Origin of the sequence: Niabella pedocola (assembly GCF_021044425.1) — a bacterium.
Classification (GTDB): Bacteria; Bacteroidota; Bacteroidia; order Chitinophagales; family Chitinophagaceae; genus Niabella; species Niabella pedocola.
This window is the reverse complement of sequence record NZ_JAJNEC010000006.1, coordinates 131,498-154,192: the sequence shown is the minus strand read 5'-3', so window position 1 is coordinate 154,192 and position 22,695 is coordinate 131,498. Positions and strand designations below refer to the sequence as shown.

11 protein-coding genes are annotated in these 22,695 nt (G+C 48.9%); 2 read left to right on the top strand and 9 right to left on the bottom strand.

Features of this window, described 5'->3' with window-relative positions; genetic code table 11:
* Positions 1 to 37: 37 nt before the first annotated feature.
* The gene (locus LQ567_RS20025; RefSeq protein ID WP_231007498.1) at positions 38 to 3,151 is read right to left on the bottom strand and encodes a SusC/RagA family TonB-linked outer membrane protein; all 3,114 of its coding nucleotides are present in this window, start codon (positions 3,149 to 3,151) and stop codon (positions 38 to 40) included.
* A gap of 388 nt (positions 3,152 to 3,539) precedes the next feature.
* On the opposite strand from LQ567_RS20025, the gene LQ567_RS20020 reads away from it, so the two are divergent.
* Together LQ567_RS20020 and LQ567_RS20015 are read left to right on the top strand one after the other, a co-directional pair.
* A complete protein-coding gene (locus LQ567_RS20020; RefSeq protein ID WP_231007496.1) occupies positions 3,540 to 7,598 on the top strand; it encodes a hybrid sensor histidine kinase/response regulator transcription factor in 4,059 nt (1,352 codons plus the stop codon).
* Positions 7,599 to 7,774: 176 nt separating this feature from the next.
* Positions 7,775 to 8,710: an ROK family protein gene (locus LQ567_RS20015; protein ID WP_231007495.1), complete on the top strand. Its 936-nt coding sequence runs from the start codon at positions 7,775 to 7,777 to the stop codon at positions 8,708 to 8,710.
* A 172-nt stretch (positions 8,711 to 8,882) separates the two neighbouring features.
* Here LQ567_RS20015 and LQ567_RS20010 read toward each other — a convergent pair whose 3' ends face one another.
* From LQ567_RS20010 to LQ567_RS19975, 8 genes are all read right to left on the bottom strand, one after another.
* Positions 8,883 to 10,226, bottom strand: a complete 1,344-nt coding sequence (locus LQ567_RS20010; protein ID WP_231007494.1) for a sulfatase family protein — start codon at positions 10,224 to 10,226, stop codon at positions 8,883 to 8,885.
* A gap of 100 nt (positions 10,227 to 10,326) precedes the next feature.
* Positions 10,327 to 13,515, bottom strand: coding sequence for a chondroitinase family polysaccharide lyase (locus LQ567_RS20005; protein ID WP_231007493.1), 3,189 nt, complete (start codon positions 13,513 to 13,515; stop codon positions 10,327 to 10,329).
* A gap of 189 nt (positions 13,516 to 13,704) precedes the next feature.
* Positions 13,705 to 15,249, bottom strand: a complete 1,545-nt coding sequence (locus LQ567_RS20000) for a sulfatase family protein (RefSeq protein WP_231007492.1) — start codon at positions 15,247 to 15,249, stop codon at positions 13,705 to 13,707.
* A gap of 339 nt (positions 15,250 to 15,588) precedes the next feature.
* Positions 15,589 to 16,737, bottom strand: coding sequence for a heparin lyase I family protein (locus tag LQ567_RS19995; RefSeq protein ID WP_231007491.1), 1,149 nt, complete (start codon positions 16,735 to 16,737; stop codon positions 15,589 to 15,591).
* A 123-nt stretch (positions 16,738 to 16,860) separates the two neighbouring features.
* Entirely contained in the window at positions 16,861 to 18,123 is a 1,263-nt protein-coding gene (locus tag LQ567_RS19990) for an MFS transporter (RefSeq protein WP_231007490.1), read from the bottom strand.
* 3 nt (positions 18,124 to 18,126) lie between these two features.
* Positions 18,127 to 19,095 carry an ROK family protein gene (locus LQ567_RS19985; RefSeq protein ID WP_231007489.1) on the bottom strand — a complete coding sequence of 323 codons (969 nt, stop codon included), beginning with the start codon at positions 19,093 to 19,095 and terminating at the stop codon, positions 18,127 to 18,129.
* Between the two features lie 152 nt (positions 19,096 to 19,247).
* A complete protein-coding gene (locus LQ567_RS19980) occupies positions 19,248 to 20,759 on the bottom strand; it encodes a sulfatase family protein (RefSeq protein WP_231007488.1) in 1,512 nt (503 codons plus the stop codon).
* 39 nt (positions 20,760 to 20,798) lie between these two features.
* Complete coding sequence (locus tag LQ567_RS19975) at positions 20,799 to 22,676, bottom strand: RagB/SusD family nutrient uptake outer membrane protein (protein ID WP_231007487.1); 1,878 nt, start codon at positions 22,674 to 22,676, stop codon at positions 20,799 to 20,801.
* Positions 22,677 to 22,695 lie beyond the last annotated feature (19 nt).

The following is a 22,695-nucleotide window of genomic DNA, read 5'->3' as shown; positions in this document are numbered from 1 at the left end:
ACGATATAATAAATGCATACAATTAGATTTGACGGTACTATAATTGAACATTGATCCCAACATTAAATACCCGCTGCACCGGGTAGGCCAGTCCGTTACCCCCCTGCTCCGGATCCCAAAGCTTAAAGGCACTGATCACAAACAGGTTGCTGCCATTGGCATACACCCTCAGTCCGGATATATGATATTTCTTCAGGGTCTTTTCCTGTATGTTGTACCCGATCTCTGCGCTCTTCATACGCAGGAAGGCGCCATTCCGTATCCACCAGCTGGAAGGCTGCTCGTTATTACTATTTCCGTTCGGACTTAACCTGGGCCAAAAGGCATAGAGGTCGCGGTTGTCTTCTGACCAATGATCATCCGCGATTACTTTGAGCAGACCGTTCTGCCATGGACCGTTTAGCACGAAAGGCGATATCGAATGCGGGTTGATGGCAATGGATGACCGTGCTGAACCCTGGAAAAAGGTACTGATATCAAAATTTTTATACCCGAAAGAAAAACCAAAACCATAGATCACTTCCGGTGTTGAGGGAAAAGCCAGTCCGGTGGCCATATCCAGCGTTGTGATCTGTCCGTCACCATTCAGATCACGGTATTTTATATCGCCGCCCCTCACCTCACCAAAGTTCTGCCGTGGCGAATTTTTTACATCTTCATCATCCACAAACAGCCGCTCGGCAACCAACCCGGCGTATTGCCCTAAAGGATGTCCTACACGCGACAGGTATTGCATATACTCCGGGTACGCCGGTTCCTCATTCACCAGCAGTTTACTGGTGGCATAGGTAAACGTGCCGCGCGCCTGTAACCATGCTGCCCCAAAGTTGCGGTTGTAATCCAGTGCCAGGTCCAATCCGCTGCCCTCGGCCACACCCACATTGGCACTGATATCGGCTGTTAACCCCATCGTTGAAGGAATAAAAGCCCGGCGCATCAGGATATTGCTGCGGCGTTCTTTATAGGCATCCACCGTTATATTTAAGGTATTCCATAATCCCAGGTCCATTCCCAGGTTCACCTTTTTTGATTTTTCCCAGGTGATGCCTTCATTCGGATACCTCGAAATCAGCACCCCGGATTTTGTTTCCCCGTAGTTATCTCCAAAAAAGTATTTATAGCCTCCGTCATTCAGTTTTACGTTGGCCAGGTAAAAGAAGCGGTCGTTGGCATTCCCGATCTGGTCGTTACCCACCAGCCCGTATGTGGCGCGCAACTTCAATTTAGATACAAGGGTTGTGAGGTTTTGAAAAAAACGTTCATTGTTCACATTCCAGGCTACCCCCACGGAAGGGAAAAATCCAAAGCGGTTATTTTTTGCAAAGCGTTCTGAACCGTTATAACCAAAATTACCTTCAAATAAATAGCGGTTATCATATCCATAGGTGACCCGTCCGGATACCCCTAAGTTCCTGAACGGAAGCGCCGATTGCAGATCGCCTGCATTACCGGTTAAATAATTCCGCCGGATACCGATCAGCAGGCCACTGACATTATGCACCTGGTTGAAGGTACGGTTATAATTAAGGGCCGCTTCTGCATAGGTGGTGGTATTTACCACTTTATCACCCGGTGTATAATTCAGGTATTCCGTAGCGTCCTTTTCGTTTAAGAGGGATAGTGTATATGAATCGGGCTGATCTACCACCGGGTTAGCGGCATAGAAGAACGGAACATACTGACGGCTGAGGCTAAAGAAAGAATAACGTTTGGTATACACCATCAACCGCGCAGAAAGACCCGGGGTAATAAACCGGAAATCCTGTTTTACCTCCAGCTGCACGTTCAGTGTAGAGGTATTGTATTGCTGAAAGCCGGATACCATGTCTGCATATGGGTTGATATACACCTCTCCGTTGGCACCCCGCGCCGCGTTTCCAAACAAGGGGTGTTTGGCAGTAGGCAGGTCAGACGCCGGGTAACTAGCAGGGAATAACACCGGGTTGGCACTAATGGCCTTGGCAAAAATCAGCGCCCCTCCACCGATGGGTCCGTTATAATCGTCGAAATTACCGGTGGTGCGGATAATGGCTTCAGTAGTACCGGTAAGATGCAGGTTCACATTGGAGCGTACCTCATAACTCCGCAGCCGGATATTATTATTTACATTGCTGTGCTTCTGGGTTTTTAACACCCCGTTATCCTGGTTGGCCGTAATGCCCACATAATACTGCGCTCGCTGGCTGCCGCCTGTAAGATTGATATTGAGCCGCTGGTTATTGGTATACTTTTTTATCAGGGTGCCCAGCCAGTCGATATTCGGGTACAGGTACGGATTATCCCCGGCGATGGTATGACTGATCTTATTCGGGCTGTACGGAGGCGCTGCCAGCGGATTGCGGGTAAGCGCCGCTTCGTTTGCCAGCTGCATATACGTAATATTATCCGCCAGGCGGTAATTACGGGTATTGGAGGAGGTTGAATTTTCAAACCGGATATTCATTTTAGTAGCCCCGGTCTTTCCCGTTTTGGTGGTTACCAGAATCACTCCGTTTGCCCCGCGGGCGCCATAAAGAGAGGCCGCCGCCGCATCTTTCAGTACAGAAAAGCCTGCGATATCATCCGGCTGCAACCTTGCCAGCTCCGTTGCGTTAGATTCCATTCCATCGATCAGTATGAGAGGATCCAGTTTACCGGAACCAAAGGAGGTAATACCCCTTATAAAAAAAGATGCATTATCTGCCCCCGGCTCCCCGCTTCGCTGATAAGAGATCAGCCCCGCAATACGGCCGGCCAGCATGGTGGTAAGATTACTCGTAGGCCCTTTGATCTCTTTAGGATTAATGGACGTAATGGAGCTGACCATACTTTCCTTTTTCTGCTGGCCATAGGCCACCACGACCACATCTTTCAGATCATTTTTGTCATCGAGCAACACCACATTGATGGTATGCCGGCTATTGACCGCTATTTCCTGCGGCTGGTATGCCACATAAGAAAACACCAGCGTATCATTCCCGTTCAACAGGTCGATGGAGTAATCTCCATCCTGGTTAGTGGTGGTTCCCAACTGGGTATTCTTTACAGAAACACTGACACCCGACATTGCCTGTCCCTTGGTATCAAGTATCTTACCTTTAACTTTCAGAGCCGTCTGGGCCATTGCCAGGTTTCCCACCAGGAGTAATAAAAAGCAATATGTCAGTTTCATCGTTAATGTACTCAGTAAGTTTTTGCGTATATGTTTAGCCATCGTTCAGGGTGTAAAATTGATGGATAAGCGTTGTACACAAAATGGATTTTATCCGGAAATCCATGGACATTATTATCCGCGGCTGTAAAAAAATCCAGTCCCCGTACCAGGTTACCCGGTAACCACTGCAAGCGGAAATAAGTACGATCCGCTGCAGGCAACTAACCCGGTACCAGGAAACCGTAGCTATTTTTATTTGCTGTAACGTTTAAAACAGATCCATGTAAACCGTACAGCAGCACACGGCACTCATACATATGTTAAAAAAGGGGGCTTTTTGACAACTCCGGCGAATTCGCGGCCTCCGGACAAGGGCCGAAGCGCTATTTTTATTAAATTGCCGGCAATGAAAGGAAAGGGTTTTTGGATACTATTCTATTGCTTACAGATATACCACTTCACCTCAGGACAACCCCTAAAATCTATTGCTGAAAACAGGTACTTCAGAACCATTTCTGTTGACCAGGGATTGTCGCAAAGCACGGTATTTGTGGTGCAGCAGGACCACCAGGGCTTCATTTGGGTAGGCACACAGGATGGGCTGAACCGGTACGACGGGAAGACCTTTACCGTGTTCCGGCCCAATAAAAAAGACAGCAATAGTCTTTTTTCCAACTATATCAGAAGCCTGTACACCGACCAGCAGGACCTGTTGTGGATCGGGGGCAATAAAGGGGTAAGCTGTTACAACTATAAAAAAGAACGGTTTGACAATTACCCATTACCGGTAAAACCGGGTGAATGGTTTATTACCAGTATTACAGCGGATCCGCAGCACCGGATGTGGATCGCCGCCAACTCGGGTGAACTTTATTACCGGGATGCCGGGAGCAACCGCTTTGTATCCTTTCCATACAAAGTAAATGGAATGCCGATCAGCACCATTCAGCAGCTGCTTTTTATCGACGGGCATTTATTCCTGGCCACAGACAAGGGAGTATACGAGCTGGATCCTGCTACAAAAACCGCAAAGGCACGGCAGCCGGCGCAGGTGAATGTTCGCATTAATGCACTGCTGCGTCAGGGACAATTGCTGTGGATGGGATCCGAAAACGGCGGCCTGTTTTGCCTGGATCTTAAAAATGACCAGGTGACCAATTATAGTCATCAATCGCAGACCGCAAACAGTCTTATCGATGATGATATCCGCAGCCTCGCATGGGACCAGGCCGGAAACCTGTGGATCGGCACATTCAGAGGGCTGTCGATCCTGGACACCCGTACGGCAACATTCAGCAATTTTGAACACCAATCCAACCGGCATCTTACACTGAGCCAAAATTCCGTACGCTGCATTTTCAGAGACCGGCAGAACGGAATGTGGCTCGGTACTTTTTTTGGCGGACTGAACTACTATCACAAAGATGATATCCGCTTTAATATTCTTAGTCAAACAACCGGCAACGTATTGCTGAATGACCAGGTGGTGAATGTGATCAAGGAAGACCCCGCCCAGAATATCTGGATCGGCACCAATGATAAAGGGATCAATATCTGGAACCGGAAAACCAATCAGCTCACCTATGTGTCGCATGCAGAAACCAATGCCAACAGCATCAGCTCCAACAATATCAAAGCCATTGCATTTGACCGGGAAGGCCATGCATTGATCGGCACCTTTAATGCCGGTCTTAATGTAATCGACAAACGAACAGGCATTGTAAAAAAATACAAGCATGATCCGTCAAATCCCTTTTCCGTTAACAGCGACATGGTACATGCGCTGCTCCGGGATCAGCAGGACCGGATATGGGTGGGCACCCGCGCCGGGCTCAGCCGCTTTGACCAGGCACAACAGCAATTTATCCATTTCGACAGGGATCCATCGGGCAAACAGTTAAGCGCTGAAGGCATTACTTCTTTACTGCAGGATCGGAAAGGACGGATCTGGATCGGCACCATCAATGGAATGAACGCCCTTAGTCCCGATCTTAGCCGCCTTACCGTATTTGCCGGTACTACACTTTCCAATGAGCTGGTAAACTGCATTGCAGAAGACCAACAGGGCCGCATTTGGGCCGGCACCCGTGACGGGCTGAATCTTTTTGATGAACGGCAGCAGCGGTTTGTACCATATACGGGCACCGATAATGCCATTGAAGGTGCCATCTTCGGCATTCAGCCGGACGACCAGGACGGTATCTGGATCTCTACCAGTAAGGGACTGATCAAATTATACGACCATTTCAACAAACTACAGATCTTTAACAACCAGACCGGCATGGGCAATATGCAGTTCAGTCTGCCTGCTTTTTGCAAAACCAGCGACGGGCTGGTGCTCTTCGGAGGATTGAACGGCCTGATTTATTTCTATCCCCAGTCGATCCAGCTCAAGCCCTTTGACCTTCAGGTTACCTTTACCGGGCTCGACATTTTTAATACACATGTAGCTCCCGGAAGCAGCTACAAAGTACTCAGCAACTCCATCAGTGAAACCAGCAGCTTACGCCTGTCTCACGAGTACAAACAGTTTACGGTTTATTTCAGCACCTTCAATTATATCGCTCCCGGAAGCATTCAATATCATTACCGGCTAAAAGGCTTCGACAATGGCTGGCAGGTATGCGATAATATTCCCAAAGCCGTTTATACCAATCTGAAACCCGGCGATTATACACTTGAAGTGCAGGCTACCGGCCCTGTTGGCGAAAAAAGTCCCATCCGTACGCTGCAGATCCGCGTGCTGCCGCCCTGGTGGCGGAGCAACGGCTTCTATTTATTCCTTATCGCCGCACTGGCGGCCATTGCCTATATCGCCTATCGCGTGATTAACGAACGCATTAAGGCAAAAACAGCGTTAAAAAAGGAACGCGGCGACCGGGAGAAAGCCGAATACCTGAGCCAGATGAAGATGGACTTTTTCACCAACATCTCCCACGAATTTAAAACGCCGCTTACGCTCATTATTGCGCCGCTGGAAGAGATGCTCACCAAACCGGTTCCCGAAAAGAAACTCCGGAAATACCACGAGCGCATGCTGGGAAATGCCAAGCGGCTTTACCACCTGGTAGACCAGCTGATGGATTTCCGCAAAACAGAAAACGGGCTGAAGAAACTGGAACTAACGGAAGGCGATATCGTTTCTTTTATGCGGGAGATCTATTCCTCCTTCCTGGAACTCTCGCATCAAAAAAATATCAAGTACTATTTCAAGGCAAACCGGTCGGCATTTTCCTGTTATTTCGACAGGGATGCGGTGGAAAAGATATGCAACAACCTCCTGTCAAATGCATTCAAATATACTCACCCGGGAGATACGGTGGAACTGAGCTTTGAACACCGGAACGACCAGATGGTGATTACCGTAAGCGATACCGGCGTGGGCATTGCATCCACCGATCATGAACGCGTTTTCCAGCGGTTTTACCAGGTGAATCATTCCGATGCCAACTGGGGTTCCGGCGTGGGGCTGGCTTTTGCAAAAAGCCTGGCAGAACTGCACCATGGTACCATCTCCATCGAAAGTGTACCGGACAAGGGCACGGTATTTACCGTGCAACTGCCGGTAAGCCGCGACCAGTATCAGACCGGGGAATTTGATGCAAATAATCATTACACCCTGTTGCTGGACAATCTTACTGCGGCTGCACAGGCCCCGGCGGAACATAAAGAAGACACAGACCCCGAACCGGCAACGCATGAACAGCAATTGCTGATCGTGGATGATAATGAGCAAATTGTGGATTACCTGTCCGGTTATTTTGAAAATTCTTTTACCGTTGTAAAAGCGTATAACGGGCAGGAGGCCTTGCTGCAGGTAGCAGCGCAGGCTCCGGATATTATCATTTGTGATGTAATGATGCCCGAAACAGATGGCATCCAATTTTGTAAAAAGATCAAGCAAAACATCATTACCTGTCATATTCCCGTAATATTGCTCACCGCCAAAAGCGAACCCACCAACCAGGTAAAAGGATTGGAAGCCGGGGCTGATGATTATGTAACCAAGCCCTTTTCGCTTCCGGTACTGGAGGCCAAAGTGCAAAATATCATCCGGTCCAGAAGGCGGTTAAAAGAGTACTATTCCGCTGCAACGGAAATTGTTCCCGAAAATATTGCGCTCAATACCCTCGACGAAGATTTTCTGCGCAAGGCCATCACCATCATCGAGGAAAGCCTCAGCGATCCGGAGTTCTCTGTACTGAAGTTCAGCCGGAGCATTGGCATGAGCCGTTCGAGCCTTTATCTGAAACTGAAGGCGATAACGGGCGAATCTACCACCGATTTTATTAAACGTATCAAGTTCAAAAAGGCCGCAGCGCTTTTAGAAAGCAAGGAACATTCGGTTACGGAAGTGGCCTATATGTCGGGCTTCAGTTCCCTGTCGTATTTCTCCACATCGTTTAAGCAATATTATGGTTGTTTGCCTACGGAATATGTATCAAATAAACATGTCGAGCCGTAACAGGAGAAGCGTCTGGTGTTGCAAAACCCCGCATCCGCGCTTTTCCCTGGTAAAAATCATCCATTTCTAAATAAATAAACGCATTTTTGAAACCGTCTTTTTACTGCATGCTGTTATTTTGAGAAAAGAAAAGACCGGTTTCCGGATATTTAATTAAACACAAAAGCTGACAAAAAATGTATGCAATCGCCATTGATGTGGGCAGCACTTATGTAAGATGCGGCCTTATCAACCTGAAGGGTGAGATCCTTTATTCGTTTAAAATGCCGTCGCGGGATGTACTGACGGAAGGCGAGATCATTGCGCTCATCAATGCCGGGGTGCGCAAATGTGCCGGCGTTGCCGAGGGCCGGATCCTGGGCGTGGGTGTAGGCTTTCCGGGAATTGTAGAAAACAATGTGATCCTGGGAGGCGCCGATAACCTGCCGGGGTTTCATCATGTGGACCTGGGTGCCTTGATTGCTGCATCAACCGGTATGAATGTGGTGGTAGACAATGATGCCAATATGATGGCCTGGGGAGAGATCCAGTTCGGGGCAGGGAAAAACTGCTCCGATGCCGTATTTCTCACCGTTGGTGCAGGAATCGGCGGCAGTGCCGTCATCAATAACAAACTGTATGGCGGCTACCGGAATAAAGGAATGGAATTCGGACATATCATTATCAATTTTGACGGGCCGCTGTGCTCCTGTGGCAGCCGGGGCTGTTTCGAAGCCTATGCTTCTATAAAGGCCCTGATCCGTGATTATGCACTGCTTACGGGTATACCACCCGCAGATTTAAACGGAAAGATGATTACCCGTCATTTTCTTTCCGGCGAAGCCGCAGCTGTGGAAGTAATGGAACAACACCTGCATTATATGTCCATCGGTATCACCAGCCTGATCAATATTTTCAGTCCTCAGAAACTGATCATCGGCGGAGGTGTTTCCGACGCAGACAGTTTTTATGTACAGGAAATCAGCCGGCGGGTGGCGGAACGTGCAATGCCCGATACCTTCAGTCATTCGATGATCGTTCATTCACAAATGGGCAACGAGGCCTGCCTGCTGGGCTGCGCCAGCCGGGTTTTTTCTACACCGATGCTGTTACAATCGAACGGAAACGACTGACACCCCTGACCGTTTATGGGCGGTCAATCATTTTAGGAATCCGCTGCAGAGGGACAATTAGTACCTGGGCGATGAAAAGCAAACTTGATACATTAACTTCCCATTGATATTTGGATAGATTGTCCTGTATCCCAGGTTCGACGATATAAAATATCCTTTGCGGAACGGGGAATTACAAAAGTTCTTTCTCAAACACATCTCCATTCATCTTACACCAGGTTTTCAGGTAGCGGTTCATTTGCTGCAATTGCTTTTTGTATTGCGGTTTTACGGCCAGGTTATCCATTTCTCCCGGGTCTTTACCAAGGTTAAACAATTGTTCCCGGATCTGTCCTTTGTTGTATACAATATATTTGAAGTCCTTTGTGATCACGGCCCGTCCGCTGATGCCCAGCAATACTTCATTGTCTGCAAAATCCGTTTCAATCACCAATGTATCCCGCAGGGAAACGGAAGGATTGCTCAGCCGCCTGCTGATGTCGGCACCTTTCAGACCGGCCGGCAGCGGTACACCGGTAAGTCCGCAGATCGTTGGAATGATATCCGTGCCATTACATACCAGGGAAGCATCCGTTTTGGGTTGCCAGCTTCCGAGTTTTGAAATGATAAACGGTACCTGAGCCGATTCTTCATACAATATCTGTTTCTGGCTCCAGGAATGCGCGGCATAACCATCTCCATGATCTGCCGTAAAAATGATAATGGTATTCTTTTCCACGCCATATTTTTTTAGCGAAGCCAGCAGCATCTCAATATATTTATCTACCTTTTCCACCAGCCGGTTATAAGCCCAGCGGTACTGCCGCCACTGATCTTTTGTCCAGTTTACGGTAGGATACGTGCGTACATTTGATGATTGCTGTTCTCTTACTATTTTGGGTTCATTGTCCGGAATGGCCCAGTTGGCGGGCAACTGCGGGCATTCGGCAGGCGGCGGTGCTGCTGCCAGCACATCCATTTTCAGGGCCTCTTTGCGCGCCCATTCATTGATATCGTGCGGATTTAAAAAAGAGGCCACCAATAAAAAAGGCTGATCTTTATTTTCTTTTATAAACCGGGCACAGAAAGAAGGTGTAGCCGCGTCATTAAAATCCTGGAACCTGGTGTTTTCAATAAACTCAAATCCATGCTGGCTGATCTTTCCTGCGGGTACCGGCAAATGCCATTTCCCAACATACCCCGTTTTGTATCCGCCGTTTTTAAAAATCTTTCCCATCATAAGCAGGCTATCCGGCCATTGTCCGTCTTTTTCAGGTGCATTGCCGATAAAGCCGGTTTCAAAAGGCATCTTCCCGCTGAAAATAGAACTGCGTGAAGGCGTACATAAGGGTTGTGCGCAGTAGGCTCGTGTAAACCGCACTCCATTGGCCGCCAGCCGGTCCATCGCCGGAGTATGGAGGTCTTTATTCCCCGCATTACTCATGGCATCTGCCGTTTGCTGATCCGTCATAATGATGAGGATATTGGGGCGCGCTGCCTCTTGTGCCCGAACAGCCAGGCTTATGCAAAGGATCAAGATGCTAAATAGGAATTGTTTATACATGACGATTACATTATTTGTTATTTACTATTTGTTGCTTGTGTATGTTAACACCATTGACGAAACCTTCAGCAGATCAGTCTTCTTCCCCCGTACCTGCGCCCCGGTGCTGTAAGGGCAGATCGATGCTTGCACCATCTTTACAGTAAACCGAAATAAGGGTATTGCCATTTTTAACCGTTGCGGAAACCAATGCCGTTACCTGTTTCGTAGCATACCACTCGCCCTTCAGGGTTAACGTAATCACGCGTCCCTTTGCCCAGGCGTTGGTGATGCTGTCCGGCATATGCGACATGTTATGATTCCACCTGGCCTGGCCGATATCCGGCCCTGCAACGGTAAGCAATAGCCGGCCATTTGCTTCCCTGATCTGCGCCAACAACGGGGCATCTGTTTTTAACAGCAGGTTGCCCTTCAACAGTCCATTTGGTTCAAACACCGCATAGGCCGTAATACCGGAAGCTTTATGCCGGATGCTGTGCGCCGCATGATCTTTCTGTAGCACGGTATAGGTCCTGGATTGCAGGTACGGTTCCGGCTGCTGACCATTGAGCAGGATCTCGTATTCATATCCGCTACCGGCGGGTTGCGTACCATGATCCAGCCAGGCTTTCAGGTAAGAACCTTCCATGCGACTATAACTGGCATTCTTCCATTGATAGGATTGCTGTGTTCCCTGTTCCCAACGGAGCTGCTGTCCTTTGGGTATGATGTATTGTAAACCGTTCTGATCTGTAAAATAACCTCCGCCGGCTTTTTGCACCGGCTGTGCTGTAATGATGTTGCCGTTGAAATAATTGGGCTTTTTTCCGTCCGCACGATACTGGAACAAGGTGGTTACCGTTGCATACCGGTGATCGTTGTTGCGGATATCCGAACCCAGGCAAATAATTTCATCACCGATAAAAAAATAAGTTTTCTTGGCGCGGAAGCTGTTATCAAACAAGGACCGGTCCGCATCGGGAAATACATCATCTCTCAGATCCAGCGCAAAAAGGCCGTTGTTCCCCTGTTTGAGACCACTGGCAACTACGCTCTCTGAAAAATTCCGGTGCTTGCCTTCCACATATTTCTGATCGGCCTGCGGGTAGTACAATACTTTATCTGCCGGCAGCTTTTTAGTGGTAGCACCCGGCAGCATCGACCAGTCGAAACCATCATTGAGCGCCATACCCATACCGTCGAAGCCCTCTTTTTCATCACCCTGCGCAGTTACCAGCATCCCGTGGCTCAGATAACGGCCCATGTTGTTTTCGCCTTTTCCACCTTCGTAATCCCATACGTACTTATTATATCCTTTTACAGTGGCAAAGGCCTTCCCCCGCCGGTAAGCCAGTAAACCGGAATACGGCATCACCGTTACACCGGCTGCAGGTGGCTGTTGAACGCCGCCCATTTTCCGGTGCAAGCGTACCATCAGGTCAAGCGTGCCGTAGGTACCGGAATAGGTGAGCGCCGGAAGCAACATCTTATTGAGTTCATCTGGTTTTGCAATGGCATAAATATAATTGTACAGTGCTGCCAGCTCCGGGTCGCGGATGCTGTCGCCGGTCATGCTCATATAGGCAAAGGCCGGCATACTGTTTCCATCGATGGAACTGTTGTTCAACGGAAAGCGGCCACTCACCCCGTAATGGATCTGCACCCCGTAGGCAATTGCCGCCTGTTGTTTTAAGGCTGCGGTAAGGTTACAGGTAGATGCATTATCCATGGCATAGGAGGTACCATCCAGCAGCCAGTGGATCAATGCCATGGTATTTACAGCATTGGTACCATAAGCATTCAGGTAGGTACCGCGGTGATGATAAATCGAATAATCCGGTTTAAAGGTATCGCTGTATCCCGGTGCAAAGCCCGCCACATAATCCATATATTCTTTAAACTGCTGCAATAATTGCTGTTTGCGTGCACCATCCTCCATCAGTAAAATAGTGATCAGTTTTACCATGGCACCGCCGCGTACCTTGTCGGAGTTTTCGCCCCGGGTAGCATCCAGTTCCAGCAAGCCGCCCATGCGGGTATGCCAGATCAGCATATCGACCTGCGGTTTCAATTTATTTTGTGCTTTCAGTTCATCCCGCATCAGGAAGATGGCTGTAGCAATGGGGGTCAGCCGGATCACATGATCCACCGTACCAATAGCACTTCCGGCGGCCCAGCCCTGGTCCAGGAAATAATCCAGCGCATTCAGCAGCTGCTCTTTCGATTTTTCCGTTCCGTTTAATCGGTAGTCGGCCACCAGCGGAAACAACAGGTTTTGTGCTACGTTGTCAAACACCTGCCCTTCCGGTGCCGGGTGCTCATCCCGTATGGCAAACAGCGGAACGCCGTTTACCGTACCATTCACCCGTTTTATCCGGAGCTGCTCATACAGATTTCTGGCAGCTTTTAATTTCCCCTGCATCAGTTTTTCAATACCCGTATTCCGTTCCTTCCAGTCGGTGGTCTGATCGCCGAGGATCAGGAACTCCAGGCGGGCCGCAATTTTCTGACCCGTTTCTGCCAGGGCAGCCTTATCCGTTTCCTGATGGAAGGCCGCACCCTGGAATGCCTGGAAGGGTTTCAGGATCTCATACCCGTCTGCAGAACGCAGGTTGCGTTTTTTATTTTCAAACTGAAGATCGGAGCTTCGCTTATTGGATACAAAGTTGAGCAGGGTCAGATGATCGATAAACAATTTGTTTTCCTGTTGCGGTACATTTTTGGGAATCACTACCAGGGCCTGCAGGTCATCACTGCCTTTATATCCCGGTACTTTGGCGTCTTCCTCAAAGCAAACCCATACCGTTCGCCAACCGGTAAAATCCAGGTTCACTGCAAACCGGTATTTAGGTGCCTGGCGCGCTGCCGCAACACTGCTGCCCGCCTGAAAAACAAGCTGGCCGGCAACCGGCTTCTCCTGGTATAGCCAGATCTTCATGCCGCCAAACCGGTTCCTGGAATAAAACGAAGGCTCGTAAATTTCCGGGATGCCTCCCGGATAAAAAGCCCCGGCTTCCTTCAGGCCTTTAAGACCGGTAATCTCCAGCGACGCCTCTTTGCCCCAGTTCCAGCACAGTGAACGCTGCCCTTCTTTATAGTGGGCTGTTGAAAAAGATAAACGGCTGTTTTGAGCCTTCCATCCTTCCTGTTCATCGCCGGTTTCAAAACCATATTGACCGGTGATAATTTTGGTGGCGGCGGTCTCCTTTGATTGTGCACCTAACTGCCCGCCAGCAGATACCGCCATCAGTAAAGCAAAAAACGTTTTTATAGTTTTATTCATATAACCCCGATTGAGAAAATTCTGGTTCCTGCCACAGCCGGCAGGCACCTTTGCCATCCTGGTTTTTCATGGTACGTGCGATGTAAATGAGGTAATGATCTTTTTGAGGAACCATCCTGAGCCCTGTTACCCTGCTCCGATGTATCAGCATATTTCAGGGATCATTCCTTTTCAGACTCCGCCTTCATCTTACTGATTAAAAATAGCCTCCGCTTCCACATCTTTATATTGCCGGATCTGTTCCAGCAATTCCTTCTTAAGCGCGGTTACCACGGGCGCCATCGCCGGAGCGTCATATATATTCTTTAACTCATGCGGGTCCTGCAGCAGATCGAACAGCTCCCAGCTGTTTACCTTATTATAAAAACGGATCAGTTTATAACGCTTTGTTTTAACACCAAAATGTGGCGACACGGAATGTTCGCCATTCTCGTAATAGTGATAGTACAAAGCCTTACGGGAAACATATTTTTTGTTCTCCAGCAACGGCAAAAATGAGCGTCCCTGCATACGTTCCGGGATACGTGTACCGGCCATTTCAATAAACGTAGGGGCCAGATCAATATTCATTACATAGTCATTGATCACGCGGCCCGGCTTAATTACACCGGGATACCGCATTACCATGGGTGTACGGAAAGATTCTTCATACATGAACCGCTTATCAAACCATCCATGCTCTCCCATATAAAATCCCTGGTCCGACATATAGATCACCAGGGTATTTTTAGAAAGACCATGCTGATCCAGAAAATCCAGGGTCTTGCTGATATTGCGGTCGAGCGATGCCGCTGTTGCAAGATAGTCTTTCATATAGCGCTGGAACTTCCACTCGGTAAGTGCCTTTCCCTTCGGTGCCCTGGCGTCCAGGTCTGCTTTTACCTTTGCGTAATAGGCAACCCATTTTTGTTTTTGAGCGGGTGTCATGCGCTTTACGCTGGCCTCAATGGCCAGAGAATCGCCGGTTTCATATATTTTCAGATCATGTGCCATACGCATGGTTTTTGCGATGGTCATATCCTGTACCGCAGCGGCCTTCCGGGTGCTGTAGTCGTCATAAAAATCTTCCGGCAGGGGAAAGTTAATATTATCATACCGCCCCAGATCCTCCGGTGCCGGCATCCAGGTACGGTGTGTGGCTTTATGGCCGATGACCAGGCAAAAGGGCCTGGAGGCATCACGGTGCTCCAGCCAGTCTTCCGCTACATCGGTTATCACATCGGTAACATAGCCATTGTATCGCCGGGTTTTATTACCGGTTTGAATAAAGTCCGGGTTATAATACTGCCCCTGTCCCGGCAGGATGCTGTAATAATCCAATCCCTGGGGAATACTGTCGCCCAGGTGCATTTTACCGATCCAGGCGGTTTGATACCCGGCCCCTTGTAATACCTTGGCAAAACTGCCCTGGTTGAAATTAAAATTAAAATTCACATTGTCCTTAAAACCGTTTACATGACTATAAGTACCGGTAAGGATACTGGCCCGGCTGGGTCCGCAAAGGGAATTGGTTACATACGCATTGTTGAACAGTGCACCTTCCTTTGCCAGCCGGTCGATACCCGGTGTCCGTATCTGTTTATTGCCATAAGCACTGATCGCCTGAAAAGCGTGATCATCGGAAATGATCAATACAATGTTCGGGCGCTGTGCGTTTGTAGCAACTGTAAGCAGGATCAGTAATGCCAACAGCATCTTTTCCTTCAGGCGGATCAAAGTTCTTAGTCGTTCCATCTTTTCTTTAAATATAAGGTCGTTTCAATTGAATAATATAGCATTAAACATCACAAACGATGCCTGAACCAAAAAACCATCATTACATCATTCACACGCATCCTGAAACAGGAATGGCCGCTGAAATAAATGGCCAATGACAGATGTAATGATACATTGGGACGTAACTATTTTTTCGTCGGTTCGGCATGACTACAGGCGTAATTGGCATTGCCTCATCGACGGTCCCGATACATGAGCCCGGCCGGTGCCGATATAAAATAGCCCATCTTTTAAATGATCTTGCAACACAAACAAAAATTCACGGAGACATCCAGGCGATAGCTCCTGTTTTAGGCGCTACCGCTGCACCTGGCTGTATCCCGCAAGGTTGTATACCACCGGTACCGTACTGCTGCCAACACGGTATATACCAAATTTAAAATAATAGCCGCTCTCATCATTTCTTCCAATAGCAATGGGCTGATTGTTTACGATGTGCTCGTTCATATTCTTTTTACCCCTTTGATACTGCATACGCACATCCAGCTTGCCGGGTTGTTCCATTTTATTGCTGGCCCCGCCGTATACAGACCAGTCGATGGCTACCGTAAACGTAACCCAGGTATCCTTGGGAAATGCGTCAAAAGCGCCTTTGTATGCAATTGTCGAAATCTTATACCTGGACTGCACGGGTACCATCGTGGCATCCTTTTCCGGGTTGGCCAGCGTACGGTCCGTTTTATCCGTCATCCATTTACTATCGGAATTGGCCTTTATATAAAACATGTTATTGGAAAAACCAAAGGCCAGCGGCGGATAGCCGCCCTGCTCGATCTTCCAGCCATTTTTCTTACCGGCTTTAAAACTTTCTTTTCCTTTTTTATCAACCGTTTTTATTTTCTCAAACCCCTGGTCTTTATTAAACAACACACTGTCGCTCAGTTGCACAAACTGTTGCGGGGTCAGCTGCATAATTTTCCCCGAGGGATCCTGCACCAGGGTTCGGGAAGGCATCCCATGCCATTGTGCAAAGATCGTATTCACCTCCGCGGGCAACGCAGCGGGAACATATACCGAAAAAGTATAGGTCCATTTAGAGCCCTGTTTGCACTGACCCTTCCCCCTGTCGTATACCATTTTCAATACCTGCTCTGTTGGATAGGCATCCGGCGGCAATCCTTTAAAATCATCTGCGGTGGCATAGCAGTAAGATAGCTCGGCACGCCCCTTGGTACTGCCCTCTTCATAGCCCTCCAGCGAATTGTCTTCTCCCTTCAGCTCAAACCGGTACGACGGTGTTCCATTAAAAGACCGCGTGGCATCTTTTTGGATGGAATACGGCCGGTTGATACCTACGGCTACCCATTCCCCATCTACAATATCTGCTTTACGGGCCGTATCCGCCTGTACATTCACCCTGCTGCTAACGGGCTCCAGGCCCGGTTTCTGAGCTGCTGCACTTAATGTAAACAATACCGGCAACAAGCCGATGCTTATTTTTTTCATTCGTATTCTTTTTATCGCCCGTGGCCGGACGGTTTTTTATCGATCCTTTGACGACGTAAATGTTTATTTGTTTATTACCAGTTTGAAAATAAAAAATTTATCCCTGCCGGTGTTACCTGCTTTTTAGTGCTTACGTGAAAAGAGCTCCTTTAAGGTCACCGTTTTATTATTGACCAGGGGCTTTGCATAAGCGGCCACAAAGAACAGGTATCCCAGGGTAATATAAAGGAATAACAAGGCATAACGTAACCCCGCCAGGTCGCCCAGGGCACCCACAATAAAAGGCACCAGCGCCCCTCCAAAAATCCCCGAGCACAAAATCCCTGAAAAAGAGCCATGATGCTTACTGATGGAATTCAGCGCCAGTGAAAATACCACGGAAAACATCACCGAAATGGTGAACCCCGCAGCCGGAAAGGCCCACAGGGAAACTTCTTTACTACCAAACAACGCCCCGCTTAATACGATCGCGGACAGGATACAGGCTGCCTTCAGTACCCATTTTGAATCCCAGAGCTTCAGCACCACCAATCCCAGTAAACAACCGATGGTCATCAATCCCCAAAACCATGCAACAGCATTGGCGCCTCCGGCAGCGGGATCTACCTGGTGATAGCGTTTCAAAAATTCCGACATCCAGTTGGCGAGCGACTGCTCGGTACCCACATAGGCTACGATACCCAGGAAGAACAGCCATACATCGCGTTTTCCGAGCAGCTCCACGTACGCCGAAGCGGCCCCGGCTTTTTCGTCTTCCTTCAATTCCACGGCCGGCATCTTTATCAGCGCCAGTACTACCAGCATCACTAAAAAGATAAAGCTGAACAGCCAGTAGAGCGCCGTCCAGTGCAACCCGTTCCGCACCAATCCTCCCAATGCATGCACCAACGGATTGCTTACCGGCTGCATCGCTAGCGCCTTCATCAGGTACGTAAATACAAACGGACTTACAAAGGAGGCCAGTCCAAATACCAACTGCCCCATCACGGAAAAGAAAGCAAAGTTCTCTTCTCCACCGGCAGTACGCATCAGCGGGTTGATGATCACCTGGAGCATGGCCATACCAATTCCAATAATAAAGAGCGAGGCCAATGCCATACTATACTGCGGGTTGAAAGCAAAGATCAGTGCACCCGAAAAATTCAATGCAAATGCAATCAGCATGGATCTTTTTTCCCCCAGTCGCTCAATCATCATGCCTGCCGGAACCGACATGACGCCGTAGGCGAGAAAAAAAGAAAAGGGCAGGAATGCGGCCATGGTTAAACTGAGGCCGTATGTTTCGATAATAATGGGCATTAAGGGACCCAGTATGTTGGTTACAAAGGAGATCACAAACCAGATCAGCAAGATTACCCCTACTAAAAAGTTATTCCGTTGTTGCATCCGTTAATTTGTTGAATGGTTGTACATCGCTGCCGGTGTTGATCCGGCAGCCGTTTGAAAAACCTTTGCCGCACAGCCCTGTAATCCGGCTTTATTTCCCAATGCAGCCGGCACCAGTGTGGTTTGCTGGCTCGCTGCGGGCATGGCCAGCCGGGATACTCTTGCCGCTATTTCCCGGATGTAAAAATCACCCGCCTCGCTGATGCCCCCGCCAATCACTACTTTTTGCGGGCTGAATATATTGATGTATCCGGCAATACCGGTAGCCATATAATCAAAATGATAGGCCATTGCCGCAACCGCTGCATCCTCCTGCTGGAAATAGCCTTCCACAATATGCCGGCCGTCTACAATATCCGGTATATCCTGCTTCAGCAGCCGGTAATGCCCGATTAATGCAGCTACCGATGCATAGGCCTCAAAACACCCCCGGGCTCCGCAGGAACAGGCGATGCCTCCCTGCCGGATAATGACATGCCCCAGCTCTGTACCCCGGTTCCGGTACCCGCCATACAACTGGTTATTGATGATGAGCGCGCCGCCGATACCGGTACCAACGGTTAAAAAAACGATATCACTGCAACCCTTTGCCGCCCCGTAAATCCATTCGCCCATGCCCATCATATTGGCATCATTATCGACCAGGGTCCTGTAACCGGTTCGTTCCATCAGCAGGCGTCCAAGGGGAAGCTGTTCAAATCCCGGCAGGTTGTCCGCACCACCAATCACCACATCGTTTTCAACAATACCCGGAAAACCGATGCCGGTACCACATACAACACCTCCTTTCTCCTGTACCACAACGGCTGCCTGTGCAATGCATGCCGCAATCTGTTCAATGATACCGGCCTCTCCGTCTTCCTTGTTGATTGCCTCCGTAAAGCAATACATCAGGCTTCCGTTTTCCGCCACCACACCGCATTTCAGCGCAGAGCCTCCCACGTCTATTCCTATTGCAAATTGTTCTTTCAATGATGGTACTTTTTTATATCAGAACTACTTATAAGTCTATTCACCGTAAATTTTCTTCTGAGATGCCGCTTTGAACCTGTTTCTGCGTCTACGGTTTCCGATACGTCGGAGCCACATCACAGCAACCACGTTTTAATCAGGCCCAACACCCTTTATTTTAAATAATCATACACGGAATCCAGCCTGAACTGCCGGATGGCTTCCGGGCTCGGATGTGCACGCTTATCAATATCACTAAAATAAGGCGCCTTATCCCAAACGCTTACATCTCCTCCTGTAGCACGGGGATCTTTTGTTTTTACCAGGTAATCCTGCATTTGTGCCGCCAGCTTTTCTTTTACATTTTTGTAAGCAGGGTCGGCAGCCAGGTTATGCAGTTCGTACGGATCACTGGTAATATCAAATAATTCCTCCGCCGGCCGTTTGCCCATTCCCAGTTCAAACAGGTTTTTTACAGCGGGGTTATCCTTATTCGCAATCATATAGAATTTAGCCGGTCCCGGATAGTTGAGCATATAAGGGTCAATATCACCGTACAGCGGGGGATCGCCGGCCGCCCATCGATCGGGTTCATAGTTGCGGATGTACAGATATTGCTTGGTACGGATCGCCCTTCCGGGATAACCCATTCCATGCTGCCGTACAAAGGCATGCCGCTCGCGACCCAATACCACAAATTCCCGTTCGGGGGCCGCCTCACTATACTTATTATCCAATACCGGCAGTAAGCTCTTCGCCGTCATTTCCGCAGGAACGGGTACACCGGCCAGTTGCAGGAATGTAGGCGCCAGATCATTCAGCGTAACCAATCCGCCGGTAACCGTAGCTTTTTTAAATTTGCCCGGCCAGGAAATGATCAGGGGAACATGAGTACCAAAGTCATAAAGATTGGCCAGTCCGCGGGGCATCTGCCAGCCGTTGTCACTGCAAACCACTACAATGGTATTGTCCAGCTCTCCGCTTTGTTTCAACAATGCCAATGCGTCCCCAAGTTCTTTATCAAAAACCTCCACAGAATGATAATAATCGGCGATATCCGTACGCACATCCGGTGCATCCGGAAGATAGCCCGGCACTTTTACTTTCTGTGGATCGATGCCCGATTTAGCACCGATGCCTACTTCATAAGGACGGTGGGGTTCATGACTGCTGATCCAATAGGTCCAGGGAGCTCCTTGTTTTTTCTGTTTTAAGAACTGGCCAAAGCTTTCATAAGGATTTCCACCCGGGTTCCGCTTGCGGCCGTTGGCTTCGAAGCTTCCCGGTCCCCATCCCTTGCCCTGGAAACCGATTTCGTAACCCGAAGCTTCCAGCAGATCGGTATACAGCGGGTATTGTGTGGGCAGTATGCTCCACAGATCGGCGCCCTCTCCCAGTCGCCAAATATCCTGACCGGTCAGGAACCCGGCCCGCGATGGTGTACAGGACGGGGAGCTGCAAAATGCATTTGTAAAACGTACGCCTTCACCTGCCACTTTATCCATATTGGGGGTTCGCACGGTTGAGTCGCCATAAACGCCCACATGACCGGCCGACTGGTTGTCCGACATTACGATCAGGATATTGGGACGGGATGCCGGTTGCTCTTTTTGCGTCGATTTACAACTATTGGTAAATGCCAGCAAACAAGCGAAATAAAAGAGGGAACTCCATTGTTTTAACATGATCAATCAATTTTATTTTTTCCTGTTTTAATACCCTGCTTACCATCCGGGGTTTTGACGCGTGATAGAGCTGTTTACATCTCTTTCATTTTGCGGATAAGGAAACAGCTCATGCTTCCCGGTTTTAAAGTTTGTATAGGCCGGGTAAGGATAGGTGGTTCTAATGGCCTGTGTTCTGGCATAGGTGTCTGCGATCTTTGCACCCAACAAATTCCAGCGGATCAGGTCGGAACGGCGCATGCCTTCAAAACACAATTCCTTGGCACGTTCTGAAACCAGCGTGTCTAAAAACTGCTGCTTCGCCAATCCGCCAGGTATATAAACCTGGGCTGTTGTAGGTTTTGGAACCAGGGATGCTGTAATCACTGCTCCGGTGCCGTTACCGCCGGTTACCGTAACCGTTGGCGCGGAGGTATACCCATAACCCGGATTCGACAGCGTTAACGCAGTAATTTTATTACCGGTACGCGTTGCCACTACTGCGGCCGCATAGTTACCGCCGCCACCGGTTATCTGCAGGGTTGGATTGGCGGTATAGCCCGTGCCGCCGTCAGTAATTGTAAGAGTCACCGCATTCCCCGGCATATCGAGCCCATAGGCTCTTCTCCGTACCTGGTTGATGGCGTCGAGTGCAAGATCATTGGGACCCTCGTTCAACTCATTTTCCACCTCTGCACGCATCAGCAGCAGGTCCGAATAACGCATCACCACACAGTTGATATCGGTACTGGTCTGTTCGGTTATCGAATTCGTCTGATACTCGCGGCTCCATTTGCCCGGCGCCCAGTTTTGGTCGGCGGTACTGGTTGTAGGGTACGTCCGGCTTCCATCGGCAGCCACTGTAAAGCGGGCCACTGCAAAGTCTTTCCGCACATCGCCCGACTGGAAGCTTTCATAAAACGGCCGCACGGTGGCTTGTCTTAAATTGGTGGAACCATAGATCCCCTTTGCGGTCTGAGGCGCATTCCAGAATCCAAAACGGGAAGAGTTGGGCTGATCACCTGCCGGATCTGCAACGGTATAAAGCGCTATCTGAAAAATACTTTCTGTAGGCTCCAGATTATGTTTACACTGATTGATAAATACCTGCGGATAGCTGGGATTGAGCTTATATGGATTGGCCGTCATGATTTCATTGATCTGCGTTTGAGCCATCTTGTAATAATCCTTGTAATTGGCCGGCCGCTTCATGGTTCCGTCGTTGGCCAGTGCGTAGCCGCCCGCAAAAAGGCAAACCCTTGCCAGCATTGCTTTTGCACCCCATTTGTTGATCCGCTCATCGGTAGGCGCGGCTGCCGGAAGCACATCGGCCGCTTCCTGCATATCCTTAATTGCCTGGGTGTAGATCACATACCGGTCTGTTAATGTTCCTTTCAGGTTATCACCGGCTTTGGAAGACGCCGTTTTAAACGGCACATCCCCCCATAACCGTACCAGTTCCGAATAATAAAATCCGCGCAAAAACTTTGCTTCACCCAGCATCCGGTTCAGCTGTGCTTTCTGATCGTCGGTACCGGAAGTAAAAAGCGCCATTTGCGGGATCTTTTCAATAACCACATTGGCCCGGTCGATCCCCTGGTACAGTACGCTCCAGGTGCTGTAATAAATATCGGTTTCCGGGATACCCTGGTAGTGTGGGATCACGCGCCAGCTATCCACGCTGTTTCCGGAGATCTGGCTGATATCATTATCATTATCCAGCACCATCGGCACATACCAGCCATAACCCGAAAAATTTGATACGGCCCCATATACACCCAGGGTAGCCATATACGCTTCGTCTGCATTACTGAAAAAATTATCGCTGGTAAAGTACGAATACGCTTTTACCTCTAATGCTTTTTTGCAGGAACTTAAAGCAAGCAGGGAGCCTGCTGTAAGCGCCATCCATATAAAACGTTTTGATATAAGTTTCATTGTATAAAATCTTTAAATA

What these genes read in the sequence shown, in the direction of transcription:
- LQ567_RS20025 (WP_231007498.1), bottom strand. Translation starts at nt 3,151, where the DNA reads ATGAAACTGACATATTGCTTTTTATTACTCCTGGTGGGAAACCTGGCA.
- LQ567_RS20020 (WP_231007496.1), top strand. Translation starts at nt 3,540, where the DNA reads ATGAAAGGAAAGGGTTTTTGGATACTATTCTATTGCTTACAGATATAC.
- LQ567_RS20015 (WP_231007495.1), top strand. Translation starts at nt 7,775, where the DNA reads ATGTATGCAATCGCCATTGATGTGGGCAGCACTTATGTAAGATGCGGC.
- LQ567_RS20005 (WP_231007493.1), bottom strand. Translation starts at nt 13,515, where the DNA reads ATGAATAAAACTATAAAAACGTTTTTTGCTTTACTGATGGCGGTATCT.
- LQ567_RS20000 (WP_231007492.1), bottom strand. Translation starts at nt 15,249, where the DNA reads ATGGAACGACTAAGAACTTTGATCCGCCTGAAGGAAAAGATGCTGTTG.
- LQ567_RS19995 (WP_231007491.1), bottom strand. Translation starts at nt 16,737, where the DNA reads ATGAAAAAAATAAGCATCGGCTTGTTGCCGGTATTGTTTACATTAAGT.
- LQ567_RS19990 (WP_231007490.1), bottom strand. Translation starts at nt 18,123, where the DNA reads ATGCAACAACGGAATAACTTTTTAGTAGGGGTAATCTTGCTGATCTGG.
- LQ567_RS19980 (WP_231007488.1), bottom strand. Translation starts at nt 20,759, where the DNA reads ATGTTAAAACAATGGAGTTCCCTCTTTTATTTCGCTTGTTTGCTGGCA.
- LQ567_RS19975 (WP_231007487.1), bottom strand. Translation starts at nt 22,676, where the DNA reads ATGAAACTTATATCAAAACGTTTTATATGGATGGCGCTTACAGCAGGC.